The following is a 16,140-nucleotide window of genomic DNA, read 5'->3' as shown; positions in this document are numbered from 1 at the left end:
GAACATAAATCGGGCCGGCCAAGAGCTTGACCAGTTGACGGGTGATGTAGCTCTTGCCACTGCCCGCCGGGCCGTAGATGAACATGGCGCGGCCCGAGTGCACTGCCGGCCCGAGCTGGGCAAGCAGGTTTTCGTCGATCACGGTGTCCCGGAACAGGCGATGAATATCGTCTTCGGTGACTACACATTTGGAGACCGATTGCCGGTGTACGAGCTTCGAGTAGACATCCAGAGTGACTGGTGCCGGGCCGCAGTATCCGTCGCGAGATAAAGCCTCAAAAGCTGCCGCACGGCCACGGTCTGTCAGAGCATAGCGGACACCACTTTCAGAAAAATTAGCCCCCCTACTTTCTACCTTCGCTTCCTGGCGCAGATAAACAATAACCGGTTCCAGGATCGCGCCAGACAGTGAAATATTCCGGGAAAGCTGCTGGAGGGTCTGATTGCTGACGAGGTTTAGATGTTTGACTAACAGGTCAGCGACAAAGAAGTGTTCGAGACCAGTTTCCTGAAGGCTATGGGGACGACTAACATCATTACTCGCATTTGGATGCATATCCCTGTAATCAGTTAATAAGAGCTCGGCGTCCATTGCTTACTCCTTCAAATACTATTAAGGCGGTGGCTGTTAAAGCACCGCTAAAACTGTTCCAGATGCAATTGCAAGCGCATAAGGAAATCTTAGTCCTGCTGCTTCGCCCGGAGCTGGAGGTATGTATATCGGATGCTGGTAAAAGAGGTGCACAAACATTTTCCAGTAGCGTCGAATCATGTCGGGAAACCCTCCCCTTAAAGTGATGTAAGCGAGAGCAATCAAGCCACCTGCTGCGATAGTCATAAGCGCCGCAGTAAGAACTGTTCCGGCGCCAACGACTGCGCCAACGGCAGCCAGAAGTTTTACATCACCTGCCCCGAGTGTTCCGAAAATGTGAAGTGGCAAAAAGCATATAAGCCCGGTGAGTAGGCCTGAAGTCGAAATCCAAATACCAAGCGAATGGTCAGCAAGAACGTTTCCAGCAAACCCCAAAACCACCAGACCCATAACGAGCACGTTCGGAATTCGGTGCTTAAGGAGGTCAATGACAACAGCGATAAACAAACCTATGAGCAAACAAGTTAAGAGAAAGGAACTCATGCTGACCTCCTAAACAAACGGAGTGGGACCGGGGCTTTACCCAGCCCCGGTCAAGATATTACGGCGCGGGATCAGTGGTTGTGATCTTTCCTGCAATTAAGTCGATTGCAGCTTTAATATTTTCTCCGAGTGTGGTGAACGCAGCCACTGCGCCCAACACAATCAATGACCCAGCCACCGCATACTCAGACAGCTCCAAACCTTCCTCATCCCGAAGAAACGCAACTACTTTTTCCTTGAAGTTTTTCATCTCATAACTCCTGCAGTCGTTAGACATACTTCCTTGATGGCACAGCGCCATCTCCGTGCGCTGTAGTTTCAGCATAAGAAGTTATTCAGAAGTCGGTTAGGAGTATTCCGGCGAAATAATAAGAGGATTTTGCAAAAGGAGGAGCCTGGAAGCCGTCAGAATACGCATAGGCGATTCCAGGTTAATCAGAGGCGTCCTTGCAGATGCCGGTCAGGTTTCAAGGAATTGATACAGAGAAAGCTGAGGAGAGGAAGCCGCCTCTTCACGGCTGGTATTGCATTTATGGCGGTACTGACTGGGCGTCATGCCCATATGGCGCTGGAACATCCGGGTAAAATGGGATGCGTCGTGGAAGCCCACAGCCCAGCAGACATCAATCACGGAGGCGCTGTTGTTCTGCAGAAGTTCGGTCGCCTTCTCAATCCGGCGCCGGACGATGTATTCCTGGAAGGTTATGCCATGGGCCCGTTTGAAGGCGCGGCTGAGTTGGTAACTGTTGCTGCCGCAGAGTTCGGCAATGTCCGCCTGCATCAATTTTTCGGAGAGATGCTGTTCAATGAACGCAACGGCGGATTCGACGACCTTGTCCTCGCAACGGTGCTTCTTGAAGCGGGCGTCATCCGGAAGGGGCTGGGACTTGAGGATGGTGGTCCGTTCGGAGCGTTCCCTGCGATTGCCAACCAGCTTCTCCAGTCTTTGCAGGCAGTCCAGAACGCTGTCCTGCTGCACGGGTTTGACGAAGTAGTCCCACACCCGGCTGCGGAGGGCCCATACCGCCAGGGCCTCCGAGTGTTGCTGGGTGAACATCACCACGGGCACAGAGGTGTGTTCCTGCTTGGCCTCGCTCAGCAAGGACAGGCTGGAAATATCCGGAAAATCGAACTCGAAACAGCTGATCACACGATTATGGCTGGCATATACCGCGCCCAGATCTTCCTTCGCGGAGACCCTGACCATTGGAAAATGCCGCTCAATTACCCTGACGACCTCCGGGTCCGCCCCATACTGCGTGGCGTCCACCAGTACAACGGTAGCTCTCTCCATCCCCCCATTCCCCTTCTTCTTGATTCTTGGGTCTCCAGCTCCGTCTGGACCTGGTGGGATTAACATGTACTTTTGTTAATAATTTGATAACGCAATACCAACTAATAGGAAAGGCAAGTGTACACGTCAAGAAAGCAGGCACATTTTAATGCAGTGTTTTGTAACTGGTGGGATGGGAGCATTGGGGGGCAGGCGTGAAAAAGGGGTCAGATGAAAAACGAGTTTTCATCTGACCCCGATTTGGCGGACCTCGGATTCAAATCAACCGAGGTTCTTCTTGACGAACTTCTGGAGCTCTCCCACGATCCCGCTACGGAAGGCGAGAACCGTCAGCACAAAGATACCGCCAAGAATCGGATCCACCCAATCCCTCAGGGCGCCCTGAGACAGCTGGTATTCAATGTTCACGACGAACGTAGCCCCCACCACCGGGCCGAGCAGAGTCCCCATGCCGCCAACCAGCGTCATCAGAATCACTTCGCCGGACATATGCCAGTGAGCATCGTTCAGGGAGGCCAGCTGGAACACCACGGACTTCATGGAACCGGCGAGTCCGGCAAGCGCCGCAGAAATAACGAACGCCAGCACCTTGTATCGGTCCACGTTGTAGCCGAGTGACACCGCACGCGGTTCGTTCTGCTTGATTGCCTTGAGAACCTGGCCATAGGGGCTGCTGACAATGCGCTGTACCAGCAGGTAACAGGCAATGAAGACCACCAGCACGAAGTAGTACATGTTCAGGTTGTCCTCGAGATTGATCAGGCCAAACAGCTCCCCTCGGGGAATCCCATGCATACCGTCCTCACCATGGGTGAACTCGGACTGCACAAAGAAGAAGAACACCAGCTGCGCCAGGGCCAGGGTGACCATGGCAAAATAAATACCCTGCCGGCGGATGGACAACAACGCGAAGGCGACACCAAGCGCGGTTGCGGTCAGGGTACCGGCAATGATGCCCATCTCGGTGGTCAGTCCGGAATAATTGCTCAACAGGTAACCGGTGGTGTACCCACCTGTCGCCAGGAAGGCGGCGTGGCCAAACGACAGCAGACCGGTAAAACCGAACAGCAGATTGAATGCCACCGCAAACAGCGCGAAGCACAGGATTTTCATCAGGAAGACCGGGTAGATCATGAACGGCGCCGCGAGCAGCAGGAGCAACAGCACGCCATTCAGCATCATTTTCTTGCGGTCCTGGGCAGCTTGCTCTTCCACAATAGCCTTGTGAATGTCGGCGGAATTGACTGGCTGATTCATGTTTATGCCTCCTTACCGAACAGGCCACTGGGCCGGAACATCAGTACCAGAACCATGACGAGGAAGATGACCGCCGAGGACGCCGGCGGATAAAAGGTTTTGGTGAGTCCCTCGATAACCCCCATCAGAATACCGGTGATGATGGCACCCCCGATGGATCCCATCCCCCCGATAACCACCACCGCGAAGACCACGATAAGGGTACTGGACCCCATGACCGGTGTAACAGAGTAGATGGGCGCAGCCAGTACCCCTGCAAACGCAGCCAGAGCCACCCCGAAACCATAGGTAAGACTGATCAGCAGCGGAACGTTAATGCCAAACCCCTGCATCAGCTGCGAATCCTCGGTACCGGCTCGCAGATACGAGCCCAGTTTGGTTTTCTCGATCACAAACCAGGTACCGAAACACACCAGCAGGGCCGCTACGATGACCCAGGCTCGATAGTACGGCATGAACATGAAGCCGAGGTTCACTCCTCCCTTGAACATGTCAGGCATGGTGTAGCGCAGGCCGGAAACACCGAACCAGTTGATCAGTACACCCTGCATGATCAGGGCCACCCCGAAGGTCAGAAGCAGGCTGTAGATATGGTCCTGCCCGGCAATGCGGCGAAGCAGGAAGTATTCGATGACAACACCAAAAACTCCAACCACAAGAGGTGCCAGGAAAAGTGCAACCCAGTAGTTGACGCCCAGGTAGTCAAACATCAGGACAGTGGTCATGGCGCCCAGCATATACATGGCACCATGGGCAAAATTGATGATCTTCAGCAGGCCGAAGATTACCGCGAGCCCCAGGCTCAGCAGGGCGTAGAAGGCGCCGTTGATGATTCCGATGAGGAGCTGGCCGGAGAGCACAGCGAGAGGGACGCCGAAAATCATGGACATGTTGCTCACTCCAAAAGCAGCACAGACGTTATTGTTGGACTTTTCGTCTCTGCAGGTTTCCGGGGGCTCCCCGCATGATTGCGGGGAGCTCCGTTGTAGCAGCTTTTCTTAGTTGTTTACCAGCTTGCACTTACTCTCGGAGAGCGGGCGATAAGACTCTTCAGCCGGAATGGTCCGCAGGATGTTGTACAGGTCCCATTCGCTTGTGGACTCTTCCGGGGTCTTCACTTCCGCGAGGTACATGTCATGGACCATGCGGCCATCGACGCGGATCTTGCCATTCTTGGCAAACATGTCGTTGATCGGAGTGTCCATCATCTGCTGGCGTACGGTCTGCGCGTCGTCAGAGCCGGAAGCAGCTACAGCATTCAGGTACTGCATGGTGCTGGAGTAAATGCCCGCGTGAACCATGGTCGGACGCACGCCGGTCTCTTCCATGAATCGATCAGACCACTCACGAGTCTCATCGTTCATATCCCAGTACCAGCCAGTGGTCAGTTGGATACCCTGAGCGGTTTCGGCACCCAGTGCGTGAACGTCGGTCAGGAACAACAACAAAGCAGCCAGGGTCTGGCCGGACTGGGTTACCCCGAACTCACTGGCAGTGGTGATCGCGTTGGTGGTGTCTGCACCTGCGTTTGCCAGTCCGATCACGTCAGCGCCAGAAGCCTGGGCCTGAAGAATGAAAGATGAGAAATCCTGGGTCGGGAATGGGTGGCGTACCGTGCCGATCACTTCACCACCGTTGGCCTCGACAACCCGCGTCACGTCTCCTTCCAGAGCGTGACCGAAGGCGTAGTCCGCCGTCAGCATGTACCAGGTTTTGCCGCCCTCTTTGACAACCGCACTGGCGGTACCGTTAGCCAGTGGATAGGTGTCGTAGACGTAGTGGATGTGGTTCGGTGTACAGTGCTCGTTGGTGATGCTGGAAGCCGCAGAACCGGAAATGATGCCCAGCCGGTCATTCTCTTCCAGAATCTTGCTGACCGCGATGGAAACGGAGGAAGCAACCATCCCCGCCACCAGGTCAACATTCTCGTTTTCGACCCAGCGACGGACGGTGCTGGAGGCGCTATCGGGGCTGTTACGGTCGTCGGCACTGACCACTTCGATCTTGGTACCGTTTACCTTACCACCGAAATCAGCAATGGCCATTTCCAGGGCCTTCAGTCCATTCGGACCAGCCAGATCCCGGTAGGTACCGGACATATCTGCCAGATAACCGATCTTGATGGTGTCGTTGGACATTTCTGCCTGGGCGCCGCCCACCATCAGGGCTGATGCAACGGCTGATGTCAGAAGCTTTTTCATCATTGTCATTGTTCTATCTCCGCTACTGTCTTGCGTTGGTTCGGGTTGTTGTTGATTTTCTTACTTTCGTTCTATCCGGGATCAGACTCCCAAATAGCTGTCCAGCACCGACTGCTTGGCACTCAGTTCATTGGCGCTGATTTCTTCCACAATCTGACCGTGCTCCACGACGTAATGACGATCGGCTAACGGTGCCGCAAAGTGGAAATTCTGCTCTACCAGGACAATGGTCAGCCCTTTTTCTTTCAGGGCCACCAGGACCTCCCCCAGCTTCTCCACAATCACCGGCGCAAGGCCCTCGGTGATTTCGTCAAGCAGCAGCATGTTGGCTCCGGTACGCAGGATTCGGGCCATGGCCAGCATCTGCTGCTCGCCGCCGGACAGCTTGGTGCCCTGGCTGTTGCGACGCTCATAGAGGTTGGGGAACATGTTGTAGATTTCTTCCAGACTCATCCCCCCACTGCGTACTACAGGGGGCAGGGTCAGGTTTTCCTGGACGCTGAGTGACGAAAAAATGCCCCGATGCTCGGGGCAATACCCGACCCCCAACCTGGCAATGTGATGTGGCGCACGCGCCATGGTTTCTTCACCGTTGATCATGATGGAGCCGGTGCGGCGTCCCACCATATTCATAATGGCCTTGAGCGTCGTGCTCCGCCCCGCGCCATTGCGACCCAGCAGCGTTACCAGCTCGCCGCGGTTCACCACCATGTCGATCCCGTGAAGAATGTGGGATTCTCCGTAGAAGGCATGAAGTCCGGAGAGGCGCAGCTGTTCGTATTCCCGATCAGGATTCACGCTCATTGGGCCGCCTCCGCCTGTTCACTGCCGGCTGTTCCTCGCTCACCGCTGCCTTCACTGCCCATGTATACCTCACGCACCCTCGGGTCGACAGAGACAGCGGCATAGTCGCCTTCGGTCAGCACCGAGCCCTGCGCCAGCACCGTGATGCGGTCACACAGCTTGCTAACCACGCTGAGGTTGTGCTCCACCATCAATACGGTGCGCCCATGGGCAGCCTTGCGAACAAGTTCAACGACCCGGTCCACGTCTTCCGAACCCATGCCCTGGGTGGGCTCATCCAACAACAGGATCTCGGGCTCCATGGCCAGGGTCGTGGCCAGTTCCAGCGCCCGTTTGCGCCCATAGGCCAGCTCGATCGTGGTGGTATTGGCAAATTCCGCCAGGCCCACCGCATCCAGCAGCTCCATACAACGCTGGTTGAGCTTGTGCAGGGAATTACCTGACTTCCAGAAGCTGAAGGAATTGCCCTCAAACGTCTGCAATGCAACGCGGATATTTTCCAGCGCGGTCATGTGCGGGAAAACCGCCGATATCTGGAAGGAGCGAACCACCCCCTTACGGGCTATGGCTGCGGATTTCAGGGAAGTGATATCCTCGCCGTTATAGAGGATCTGCCCCCTGGTCGGGATCAGGAATTTGGTCAGGAGATTGAAAACCGTGGTCTTGCCGGCACCGTTGGGGCCGATCAGCGCATGGATATCGCCTTTCCGGATCTTGAGGTTCACATCGTCTACGGCGATGAACCCCTTGAACTCCTTGACCAGGTTACGGGTCTCGAGAACGTACTGTTCACTCATGAGCCACTATACCCTTTGTTATTGTTGTACTTCTGAATAAACCACAGAGTAGATTGACGTATACGTAAACGTCAATACCTAATTCCTGTATTTTTCCGGGGGAACCGAATAGGTCATGGTCGAGTGCGCCACCGGCTCTTCGACCCCCTCGGAATAGACAAACACTTCCCCGACCCCCATGGTACGCCCCACCTTCAGAAGGTTGGCGCGGGCCCAGATGGCCGCATGTGCCGCGGGCTTTCGGAGGAAGTTAATGTTCAGATTGGTGGTTACCGCAAGAGGCACCAGCCCGATCTTGCTCAACAGGGCTGCGTACATGGTCACGTCCGCCAGCCCCATCATGGCCGGTCCGGAGACTGTGCCTCCGGGCCGCAGGTGCTCTTCGTCCACCTCCAGCCGCATCTCGGCCCAGCCGTCCCCGAGCTTCTGCAGGGTGCCGAATGCCTCACCCTGCGGAAACTGCTCCTCGAGGAACGCCTGAAGCTCTTCGAAGGTGATAATCATGCGCCGACTTCGTCCTTGGCCCGATTACGGAGCACGAATCGCTGGATCTTGCCACTCGGGGTCTTGGGCAGCTCATCCACGAATTCGATCTCCCGGGGGAAGGCGTGGGTGGACAGGCGACGACGAACCAGTTCCTGGAGTTCGTCTTTCAGGGCCTGCTCATCAGCCGGCTCCTGCCCGCTCTTGATGACCACGTAAGCCTTGATAACAGCACCCCGCTTCTCATCCGGTTTGGCCACCACACCCGATTCCGCAACCGCAGCATGCTCGAGCAGAGTACTCTCCACATCAGCAGGCCCTACACGGTAACCGGCGGTGGTGATGATGTCGTCGTCACGGCCACTGAAGGAAAAGCTGCCATCACCATGGCAGATCACCATGTCACCGGTGAGGTAGTAGCCTTTCACGAACGGATCTTTCTCACCCCAGGTGTAGCCATCAAAGTGGAACAGCGGAGACGCTTTCACATCCACAGCCAGCTGACCGATCTCGCCCTCACCTACTTCTTCATTCTTTTCAGTCAGTGCAACCACCTTGTGGCCCGGCGAGGAATAACCCATGGAGCCTTCCCGGACCGAGTGCTCGAGACCATGGAAGTTGCAGCAGGTCATGCCAGTCTCGGTCTGGCCATAGTGGTCCTTCACCGGACAGAAATGACGATTCCTGATCCAGTTGACCACCTCCGGGTTCAACGGTTCACCGGCACTGCTACAGACCCGCAGGCCGAGATTCTCGCCTTCCGGCAGCACATGATCGTTGGCCTTGAGCAGACGATAGGCCGTGGGGGCTGCTGCCAGGTTGGTGATCTTGTACTTGCGGATCATGTCGTAGGTGGATTCCGGGGTGAAGGCACCGGGATTGAAGTGGGTCGCATGGCCCATCATCAGCGGGCCAACCACCGCATAGTACAAGCCATAGGCCCAACCCGGGTCGGCCACGTTCCAGAACACATCGTCCTTACGCAGGTCGATGGCGTACTTCATGTAAACGTAAAACGCCAGCAGCGCCTTGGCCGGTACCGCAACGCCCTTGGCCTTGCCAACGGTGCCGGAGGTGAACATCTGCAGGAACGGATCCGAGCCCTTGATCATCACCGGCTCGAACTGGTCGGACTGCCGGGCCAGGGTTTCCTCGAAATCCTGGACATCGGCGCCGGTCTCGCTGGCATTGACGCACAGCATCGGGGCACAGTCCTTCACTTCGGTGAGCTTCGGGTAATTGGCAGGGTCTGTCACAACAAGCCTGGTACCGGCACGCTCAAGACGGTATTCGATGGCGCCTGAGCCAAACGCGGTAAACAGTGGCTGGTAGACCGCGCCAGCACGCAGGGCGCCGGCAATCACAATCAGAAGTTCCGGGCCTCGGGGCAGCAGGCCGGCAACCCGGTCGCCCTTGCCGATTCCCCGGGATTTCAGGTAGTTGGCAAAGCGGGCGGAGGCGGCCTTGAGCTCAGCAAACGTCAGGGTGCCATCACCACCGTCTACTGTTTCGTAGAACAGGGCTACCTTCTGGGGGTCGGTGGCCCACTTGTCACAGATCTCGTGGCATACGTTCAAGCCGCTATCAAGACGTCCGTCCAGGATGCCCGCTTCCAGAGCGGCTGCATCAAAGTTGTTGTACACATCGGTGTATTTCGGAAGGCTCATCGTGAACTCCTGTTGTTTTTATCTTTGAATGCACAGGCCCAAGGTTTAGCACAGGCTTCACCTTACGTAAAGGTAAACCTTAGACTAATAAGCGGCCCGTTTACGGCCGTTTTATCACGCCGTCCGCAAATGAGCCGGGAGATCAGGACATTGGCGTAAGATCAGCTTTGTGGCGGGCTGAAAGGATATGATGGAGGCCGTCACAGTCGACCATCGGATCATCGCAGTTCACCACGATATCCGAGCAGGCAATCACATAGCCCTTACCAGTAATGCTGTTCTTGACCACCTGGTACTCGCCCTCGGTTTCCACCGAGGTGAACTCGCCGATAAAACCGGTTTCCCTCAGAGATACGGTCTCCAGCTTGTCGCCTGGCCGGATTCTGCCCTCATAATTCATCAGCGCCAAACGCGCCGAGGTACCGGTGCCCGTGGTGCTGCGGCAGATGACCCCCGGATGGACATAGGTGGCCGACCTTGAGCGGTAATAGCCTTCGGCCACGTGCTCTTCCGGCCCCATGAAGTGCAGGAACGGAAGCGGGCCGATATCCCCCAGGGTGTAATGGGAGAAGCCGCGCTCCGCCTGGATGGCCTCGACGATGGCATGGGCGGTTTCCGCCAGTTTTCGCTCTTCGTCCAGGGTCAGATCGAAGCCCAGCTCTGCCGCATCAACCAGCGCGTAGAAGCCACCACTGTAGGCGACGCTGTAGGTCACCTTACCCACTGAAGGCACTTCGATACTGGCTTTATAGGTGTGTATATAACTGGGCAACCCCTCACAGGTGATCGCTTCGACCACGCCGTCGTGCACGGTGGCCTCGATCTGGACCAGGCCGGCGGGCGATTCCAGCATGAAGTTCTGCTTGCCTTCCTGCTTGGGCACGATACCGGCCTCAAGCACGGCGGTGGCAGTGCAGATGGTGTTGGAACCGGAATAGATCGGGTACCCCATCACCTCCATGATGATGTAACCGGCAGCCGCACGCGGGTCCGTGGCCGGGACCAGCAGATCCACCGACATTTCCGGGATACCGTAGGGCTCTTCGAGCAACAGTTTCCGGAGGCCGTCAGCGTCGTCCCGGAGGTATTCCATCTGGGCCCGCACGGTGTCACCGGGCAACAGATCGATGCCACCGGTCACGATCCGGCTTACATCGCCGCCAGCATGGGTATCCATCAACTGAATAGTGAGCTCCGGCTTCATCAGGCGTTCTCCAGGGCATAGGGTTTGCCGTGTTCTTCCCACTGGGCGTCGGGAACGATCACAATCTTGCCCAGATAATTGCTGCCCCGGTTCACAAAGTATTCCTCGGCCCGGTGCAGGTCCGAAAGCAGGAAAGCACCATGCAGAACCGGTTTGAGCTGGCCACCCCGGATCCAGGCCATCAGCTGTTCCGCCTCTTCACGGGTGCCGTGGGAGACCCCAAAGATTTGTACCTGGTATAGATAGATTCGGGTCCAGAGAATCTCGCTGATATTGCCGCCACTGGCGCCAGCAATGCTCAGGCGTGGGTAAGTGGCGCGGGCGTTCATATCAAAGATCATGGTGTCGATGAATCGGTCGGTCATTTCACCGCCCACCAGATCCATGACCGCATCAATGGGCTTGCCTCCGGTCTGCTCTTTCACCCGCTCCCCGAAGCTTTCCATGTCCGAGCGATCCAGCACCGCCTCGGCACCCAGCGCCATCAGTGCGTCCGCCTTATCCTGCTTGCTGAGCGCGAAGGGGAAGGCGCCCATGATCCGGCACAACTGGATCAGCGCAGTGCCGACACCGCCGCTGGCACCGGTAACCAGTACCCGCTCCCCGGCCCGGACATTGGCAGAGGTGAGCATGTGCATGGCGGTCTGGTAGGAACACATGCCCATGGCCGCCAGCTCCGCATCCGACAAGTCCGTATTCGGGATGTGGTGGAACTGATTGGAGGGCAACGCGACGTACTCGGCAAAACCACCGTCGGCGCCGTGGCCGTAGTAGTCTGGGGTCAAATTAATATCCCGGCGGCCATCGGCGTAGATGTTGAAATCCAGCAGCCCGCGCTCGCCGACGCGGCTCTCATCAACTCCCTCACCGACAGCCACTACCCGACCGGCAATATCAGCGCCCTGGATACGGGGAAAAGTCAGGGTTGGCTTGCCTCCCATCTTGAAGGACGTCATCTCGCCCTTTTTGGTGGGATACAGCCCTTCCCTCGCCTTACGATCGGTGTTGTTCTTGGCGGTTGCCGTCACCTGAACCAGAACCTGGTCCGGACCGGGTCGAGGGGTGGGAACGTCCTGATATTCGAGCTTGTCGATATCACCGTGACCGGTAAGAACCATGGCTTTCATGGTGTTCGGGATCATGGACGGGGAATCCTCCCTGGTCTGCTGAATTTGGGTTATTCAGTCAGGATAGGTGAGATTCCCGGGCGTGTCAGGGTGTGTTGCAGGCATCCATTATGCAGCTAGCGGGCAATCACCCGGTAGACCGGGCGCAGCTTGGGAATCTGCTTGAGCACGACCTGGATGACCGTCATCAGGGGCACCGCCAGGAGCACACCCACCGGACCCCAGAGCCAGCCCCAGAAAAAGATGGATACGAAAATGATGACCGGATTGATGGCCATGCGGAAGCCGTGGATCCAGGGCTCGATAAACGCTCCCACCAGGGTGGTCAGCGCCAGGAAACCCAGCGGGGCAATGGCCATCATCCAGAGTTCCTCCAGGCTGATAACCGAAATCACGGAGAGCATCGAAACGGAAATCACCACACCCAGATAAGGAATGAACCGGGCCAGTCCCGCTACCAGTCCCCACACAGCCGGATCCGGCAGGCCCACGGCCCAGCAGATCAAACCCGTGGCCGTGCCGACAAAAATGTTGCTCAGCCCCAGCACGCCGAGATACTGCGCGATCAGGTGCTGGGAATCATGGGTTATTCGCAGCACCGTCTTGCGCTGGCCCATGGGCAACTGGCGCACAAAGTTCCGGATCAGGCGGTCACCGCTTACCAGGAGAAAGTAGGTAAGCGCCAGAGCCAGAGCCAGGCCGACAATGCCATTCTGAACCTTTTTCATCAGCTGACTGCGCCAGGAATCGGTTTGCAGAACCACAGCCGCGGGCTGCCGCTGCTCACCATCCGAGAGCTGCTCCACAGATTTCTCCACTTGCTCGGCCGACTCGGTGACCTTGGCAATCTGACGACTGAGTTCACTTTCGCCCACCAACACCCGGGAAACCGCCCCCGGCACTTCCTCGACCCACTTCAGGGCCGGCGTGGCTACGGCCAGCGTGATCCCCACAATCCCGGCCAGCACCAGTAAAACAAACACCATGGAGCTGACCATCCGGGGAATGCGCCACTTCACGTAAGCCTTTTTCACCAGGGGCGACAGCAGCAGGCTGGTCATTACCGCAAGAACGATGGGCAGGATGATCTGATGGGCCACATACAGGGTATACAGGACGCCCAGGCCGAACAGGCCGTAGATCGGAGTCGCGAGATCCGAAGAAAACAGCGGGCGCTTCTCATCGCCCGCACGTTCGTTGTTTGGGGATTGGCCGTCCATGATGAACCATGCGTACCGCATTAATAACCCAGCCCGGAGCAACCCAAGCCAGCAGTCAAGACGGCAGTCTACCCTTAACGGTGCCTGGGCGCATCCGAGAGAGGGTTGCATTAGATTAACTTAGATTGTGTTTCAGATTCCGCTCAGCGCGCCATCTTCGGCAAAAAAGACGTATCTACCCAGTAGCGCCTCGGGTTTGTCGGATTGATGTAAACAGGAATCGACTCATTCCGGATATACTCCGACGGGTCAAACCAGAGGTTGCCACTCCTGAATACATGGATATCGGACGTGACCGGATTTTGCCATTGACACACGATTTGATACGGGCTTTTGCCATTAATGACTATCATATTGTTATTTTCGACGCCCTGAAAAATACCCTGAACCAGCTGCCCGGTTTTGCGAAGCTTAACCGCACCACCATTTCTGACAGCCGGCACAACGAACATGCCCGCTCCGAGCAGGAAGAAAACACCTCCCAGACAGCCTATAATCAGGGTTGCCCCCCAGAGCGAAAAGAATCCGTCAATTCTTGCGGAGTCTGTCTCCCCAGGCGTAAATAACACACGTACTGTCTCACCTCGACTATAACTTGGCGGATTACTGCCGCTGGACGAGAGGAACTCTGTGAGTCTGCCCTGCTCGTCTTCAAAACGCACGAGAGGATAATAGGCATATGAATCACTGGACCGCGACCGGACCAGATCGGTTACAACACCCGGCTTGGCTGTAGCGGTTTCAAGAAAAGCTGAAGTGCTCTGGAAAAAGAAAAAAGCGCCGACAAGCATGCCGACACCCAAGAGCACAAGGATCACCCGCAGCGTGTTGAAGGTTTTCATATTCATTCCTTTGAAAGTTTGTTGGTTCCCTATCCGATAACATCCTGTTTTCAGGCGTAAAAATTATACCCAAATCCGCAGAGTCTGGAAGCCAGAAAATGAGACCTCGCTCCGCTTATGAGTACAAACTGCCTCTTTAACACTTCTGTTTCTTGGCTTCTATTTCCTCAGTTTACTGGCTCGGGATGATTGACGACGCAGCGGAAGCCTGTGCCACCAGCTGAAACAGGCACACCGGATCGGGCGAACACAGTTGCATTTCCACCAACGTGATCTCCGTGACCAGACCAATCCCTCACAGTTTTCTCTGGTCTATCGGGATCAATGGGTTCCGATGGACCTTTCGGGTTATTGCGTGGCGCGTGTTGGTAATAGTCTTCCTGAAACCAGTCCTGAGTCCATTCCGCAACATTTCCTGACATGTCATGTAGGCCTATCGGGTTGGGTGGGTAACTACCAACAGGTCTTCGCTCCATAACCAGAGAAGAGTGACTTAGTAAGTTGCCGGAGGGAGGGATACTTGGGTCAATATACTCCTTGGGCCTCTGCAAGTACGTGTCATTGTCTTCTTCTCCGGTATTTGTGGCATACGCAACATTTCTGCCCCGGCTTCGGGCGGCGTATTCCCACTGAGCTTCGGTTGGCAGTGCAAAAGGCAAGTCGGTTTGGTCGGCTAGCCAAGCACAGTAACCTTCAGCCTCACGGTAGTTAGGCACTCTAGCGGGTTTGTCACGAAAATAAGGCGATAAGGGATCATCAGTAGGAGTGATCACGTACCGGTTCTTGAAGGAAGAATGTTCGTAAAGAGATAGTCGCGCAGTTGCTTGGTAGTAGGTCTCCATTTCTTCCCAAGTGGTTTCGTATCGGGAAATGGAGTAACTATCGACTCGTACATCTACGGTTGGCCGGGCGTAATCAGTCAAAGTTACGTAAGGAGAACCGTCTGGACGGCCTACATCTCCCAACTCGAAATCACCGCCTTCCACAAACACCTGATTAGAAACTGCATTTTGAACAATGACTGATTGGGTTTTGTCTTCGCCATTAGTCACCCCCCCACAGGCCACTAAGGCCGTCGAAACAATCGCAAGTCCTCCGACTTTAAACCGGTCCACGTCCAACATATACGAACATCCCTTAACCAATTCTACAAATACGACAAACTCCAAAAGGATCCAGTTTAACGGGCCTTCCGGCCATGGCGGTTTGCTCATGTAAACCACGCATAAAGAGACGCTGATCTGACTTGTTCTTACCTATAAACCCGAACAATCTCTCAAGATTTGCTTCAAACTCTGACTGTCTAGCAACGCCCTCTGGTTTCATTCTGACAATTGTCTCTTCAAAGTCTCGCCAACCTTGGAAAGAAGCCAAAATTTGGTTAACTGCCTGAATCTTGACGTCATCGTCGCTCCAAAGCTCAGGCGTGACCCACCAATCGAAGAGGATATTGTCCAGCACGGTACCCTTGACCTCGGGCGGGGAATGCAAGAAAACGGAATCTTCCTTCAATTGCAGATCAATGAGTACATTTTGTGCGATCTCAGCGCTTTGCTTTTCTCGGTGACGGTTTACAAAAACAGCTTCCACATATGCCGCCACCTCATCAGCAATAGAACCAGCAAACTCGTTCGCCACTTCAAGTGCTGATAAGCCCTTCCCCAAAGCATACAGTCCCATTCGCTGATACCAATCGAAAGCGTACGTACGTTGATCAAACAGTTCTAAATATCGGAAATCTACGTCCATCAAAGCGTTGTATATGAAGTGCAGCATTCGAAGAATTTTTTGAGTGTCAATCTCCAGCACAAAGCTTCCTGATGCACCTGCACCGAAAACGAGTCCTGCATGGACATTCAAGTAGAATTTCCCTGTTGCGCGGCTAAATTCCAGTCGAACATCAAGTTCAGCACCTGCCCCCAGCGCCCCCTCAACTTTCTTTCCAATAGTGCAGAGCTTGTCCCACTCTCTTTGCTCCGTCAGAACATCCTTCCAGCGCAGCTCACCGGCCACCTCACATCCGCCACGGATGCCTGCGAATACACCCGCTTCCATACCCGCTTTTTGCCCGTTTTTTCGCGCCGCAATGCCCTTCAGCGTCGGAAGGCC

Annotated in this window: 15 protein-coding genes and 2 pseudogenes; all 17 read right to left on the bottom strand. The window is 55.6% G+C overall.

Translation table 11 applies throughout. The features are described from left to right. Window positions 1-592, bottom strand: a pseudogene (locus R6W86_RS06600) (hypothetical protein); the annotation flags it as partial. Between the two features lie 36 nt (window positions 593-628). Beyond that, entirely contained in the window at window positions 629-1,135 is a 507-nt protein-coding gene (locus R6W86_RS06595; protein ID WP_410328579.1) for a prepilin peptidase, read from the bottom strand. A gap of 58 nt (window positions 1,136-1,193) precedes the next feature. Next, the gene (locus R6W86_RS06590; protein WP_410328578.1) at window positions 1,194-1,385 is read right to left on the bottom strand and encodes a Flp family type IVb pilin; all 192 of its coding nucleotides are present in this window, start codon (window positions 1,383-1,385) and stop codon (window positions 1,194-1,196) included. Between the two features lie 210 nt (window positions 1,386-1,595). Further along, a complete protein-coding gene (locus R6W86_RS06585) occupies window positions 1,596-2,429 on the bottom strand; it encodes a helix-turn-helix domain-containing protein (protein ID WP_410328577.1) in 834 nt (277 codons plus the stop codon). 261 nt (window positions 2,430-2,690) lie between these two features. Next, on the bottom strand, window positions 2,691-3,686 hold the full coding sequence (locus R6W86_RS06580) for a branched-chain amino acid ABC transporter permease (protein WP_410328576.1): 996 nt from the start codon (window positions 3,684-3,686) through the stop codon (window positions 2,691-2,693). 2 nt (window positions 3,687-3,688) lie between these two features. After that, window positions 3,689-4,576, bottom strand: coding sequence for a branched-chain amino acid ABC transporter permease (locus R6W86_RS06575; protein ID WP_410328575.1), 888 nt, complete (start codon window positions 4,574-4,576; stop codon window positions 3,689-3,691). 108 nt (window positions 4,577-4,684) lie between these two features. Continuing rightward, window positions 4,685-5,896 carry an ABC transporter substrate-binding protein gene (locus R6W86_RS06570; protein ID WP_410328574.1) on the bottom strand — a complete coding sequence of 404 codons (1,212 nt, stop codon included), beginning with the start codon at window positions 5,894-5,896 and terminating at the stop codon, window positions 4,685-4,687. Between the two features lie 72 nt (window positions 5,897-5,968). Further along, the gene (locus tag R6W86_RS06565) at window positions 5,969-6,691 is read right to left on the bottom strand and encodes an ABC transporter ATP-binding protein (RefSeq protein ID WP_410328573.1); all 723 of its coding nucleotides are present in this window, start codon (window positions 6,689-6,691) and stop codon (window positions 5,969-5,971) included. After that, on the bottom strand, window positions 6,688-7,488 hold the full coding sequence (locus tag R6W86_RS06560; RefSeq protein ID WP_410328572.1) for an ABC transporter ATP-binding protein: 801 nt from the start codon (window positions 7,486-7,488) through the stop codon (window positions 6,688-6,690). Before R6W86_RS06560 ends, R6W86_RS06565 begins: the two co-directional genes overlap by 4 nt. Window positions 7,489-7,566: 78 nt before the next feature. Continuing rightward, window positions 7,567-7,992 carry a PaaI family thioesterase gene (locus R6W86_RS06555; protein ID WP_410328571.1) on the bottom strand — a complete coding sequence of 142 codons (426 nt, stop codon included), beginning with the start codon at window positions 7,990-7,992 and terminating at the stop codon, window positions 7,567-7,569. After that, window positions 7,989-9,638, bottom strand: coding sequence for an AMP-binding protein (locus R6W86_RS06550; RefSeq protein ID WP_410328570.1), 1,650 nt, complete (start codon window positions 9,636-9,638; stop codon window positions 7,989-7,991). The genes R6W86_RS06555 and R6W86_RS06550 overlap by 4 nt, the downstream gene beginning before the upstream one ends. 142 nt (window positions 9,639-9,780) lie before the next feature. Continuing rightward, on the bottom strand, window positions 9,781-10,842 hold the full coding sequence (locus tag R6W86_RS06545; protein ID WP_410328569.1) for a proline racemase family protein: 1,062 nt from the start codon (window positions 10,840-10,842) through the stop codon (window positions 9,781-9,783). Then, window positions 10,842-11,984: a zinc-binding dehydrogenase gene (locus tag R6W86_RS06540; protein WP_410328568.1), complete on the bottom strand. Its 1,143-nt coding sequence runs from the start codon at window positions 11,982-11,984 to the stop codon at window positions 10,842-10,844. The genes R6W86_RS06545 and R6W86_RS06540 overlap by 1 nt, the downstream gene beginning before the upstream one ends. 101 nt (window positions 11,985-12,085) lie before the next feature. Further along, the gene (locus R6W86_RS06535) at window positions 12,086-13,210 is read right to left on the bottom strand and encodes an AI-2E family transporter (RefSeq protein WP_410328567.1); all 1,125 of its coding nucleotides are present in this window, start codon (window positions 13,208-13,210) and stop codon (window positions 12,086-12,088) included. Window positions 13,211-13,332: 122 nt separating this feature from the next. Then, window positions 13,333-14,031 (bottom strand): DUF3592 domain-containing protein, encoded by a 699-nt coding sequence (locus tag R6W86_RS06530; protein ID WP_410328566.1) that lies wholly within the window; start codon window positions 14,029-14,031, stop codon window positions 13,333-13,335. A gap of 167 nt (window positions 14,032-14,198) precedes the next feature. After that, window positions 14,199-15,155 (bottom strand): formylglycine-generating enzyme family protein, encoded by a 957-nt coding sequence (locus R6W86_RS06525; protein WP_410328565.1) that lies wholly within the window; start codon window positions 15,153-15,155, stop codon window positions 14,199-14,201. A gap of 13 nt (window positions 15,156-15,168) precedes the next feature. Beyond that, window positions 15,169-16,140, bottom strand: a pseudogene (locus R6W86_RS06520) (peptidoglycan-binding protein LysM); the annotation flags it as partial.

Source organism: Marinobacter sp. (assembly GCF_046484525.1).
Lineage (GTDB): Bacteria > Pseudomonadota > Gammaproteobacteria > Pseudomonadales > Oleiphilaceae > Marinobacter.
This window is presented reverse-complemented; position numbering and strand designations above follow the sequence as displayed.

What these genes read in the sequence shown, in the direction of transcription:
- R6W86_RS06595 (WP_410328579.1), bottom strand. Translation starts at nt 1,135, where the DNA reads ATGAGTTCCTTTCTCTTAACTTGTTTGCTCATAGGTTTGTTTATCGCT.
- R6W86_RS06590 (WP_410328578.1), bottom strand. Translation starts at nt 1,385, where the DNA reads ATGAAAAACTTCAAGGAAAAAGTAGTTGCGTTTCTTCGGGATGAGGAA.
- R6W86_RS06585 (WP_410328577.1), bottom strand. Translation starts at nt 2,429, where the DNA reads ATGGAGAGAGCTACCGTTGTACTGGTGGACGCCACGCAGTATGGGGCG.
- R6W86_RS06580 (WP_410328576.1), bottom strand. Translation starts at nt 3,686, where the DNA reads ATGAATCAGCCAGTCAATTCCGCCGACATTCACAAGGCTATTGTGGAA.
- R6W86_RS06575 (WP_410328575.1), bottom strand. Translation starts at nt 4,576, where the DNA reads ATGTCCATGATTTTCGGCGTCCCTCTCGCTGTGCTCTCCGGCCAGCTC.
- R6W86_RS06570 (WP_410328574.1), bottom strand. Translation starts at nt 5,896, where the DNA reads ATGACAATGATGAAAAAGCTTCTGACATCAGCCGTTGCATCAGCCCTG.
- R6W86_RS06565 (WP_410328573.1), bottom strand. Translation starts at nt 6,691, where the DNA reads ATGAGCGTGAATCCTGATCGGGAATACGAACAGCTGCGCCTCTCCGGA.
- R6W86_RS06560 (WP_410328572.1), bottom strand. Translation starts at nt 7,488, where the DNA reads ATGAGTGAACAGTACGTTCTCGAGACCCGTAACCTGGTCAAGGAGTTC.
- R6W86_RS06555 (WP_410328571.1), bottom strand. Translation starts at nt 7,992, where the DNA reads ATGATTATCACCTTCGAAGAGCTTCAGGCGTTCCTCGAGGAGCAGTTT.
- R6W86_RS06550 (WP_410328570.1), bottom strand. Translation starts at nt 9,638, where the DNA reads ATGAGCCTTCCGAAATACACCGATGTGTACAACAACTTTGATGCAGCC.
- R6W86_RS06545 (WP_410328569.1), bottom strand. Translation starts at nt 10,842, where the DNA reads ATGAAGCCGGAGCTCACTATTCAGTTGATGGATACCCATGCTGGCGGC.
- R6W86_RS06540 (WP_410328568.1), bottom strand. Translation starts at nt 11,984, where the DNA reads ATGATCCCGAACACCATGAAAGCCATGGTTCTTACCGGTCACGGTGAT.
- R6W86_RS06535 (WP_410328567.1), bottom strand. Translation starts at nt 13,210, where the DNA reads ATGCGGTACGCATGGTTCATCATGGACGGCCAATCCCCAAACAACGAA.
- R6W86_RS06530 (WP_410328566.1), bottom strand. Translation starts at nt 14,031, where the DNA reads ATGAAAACCTTCAACACGCTGCGGGTGATCCTTGTGCTCTTGGGTGTC.
- R6W86_RS06525 (WP_410328565.1), bottom strand. Translation starts at nt 15,155, where the DNA reads ATGTTGGACGTGGACCGGTTTAAAGTCGGAGGACTTGCGATTGTTTCG.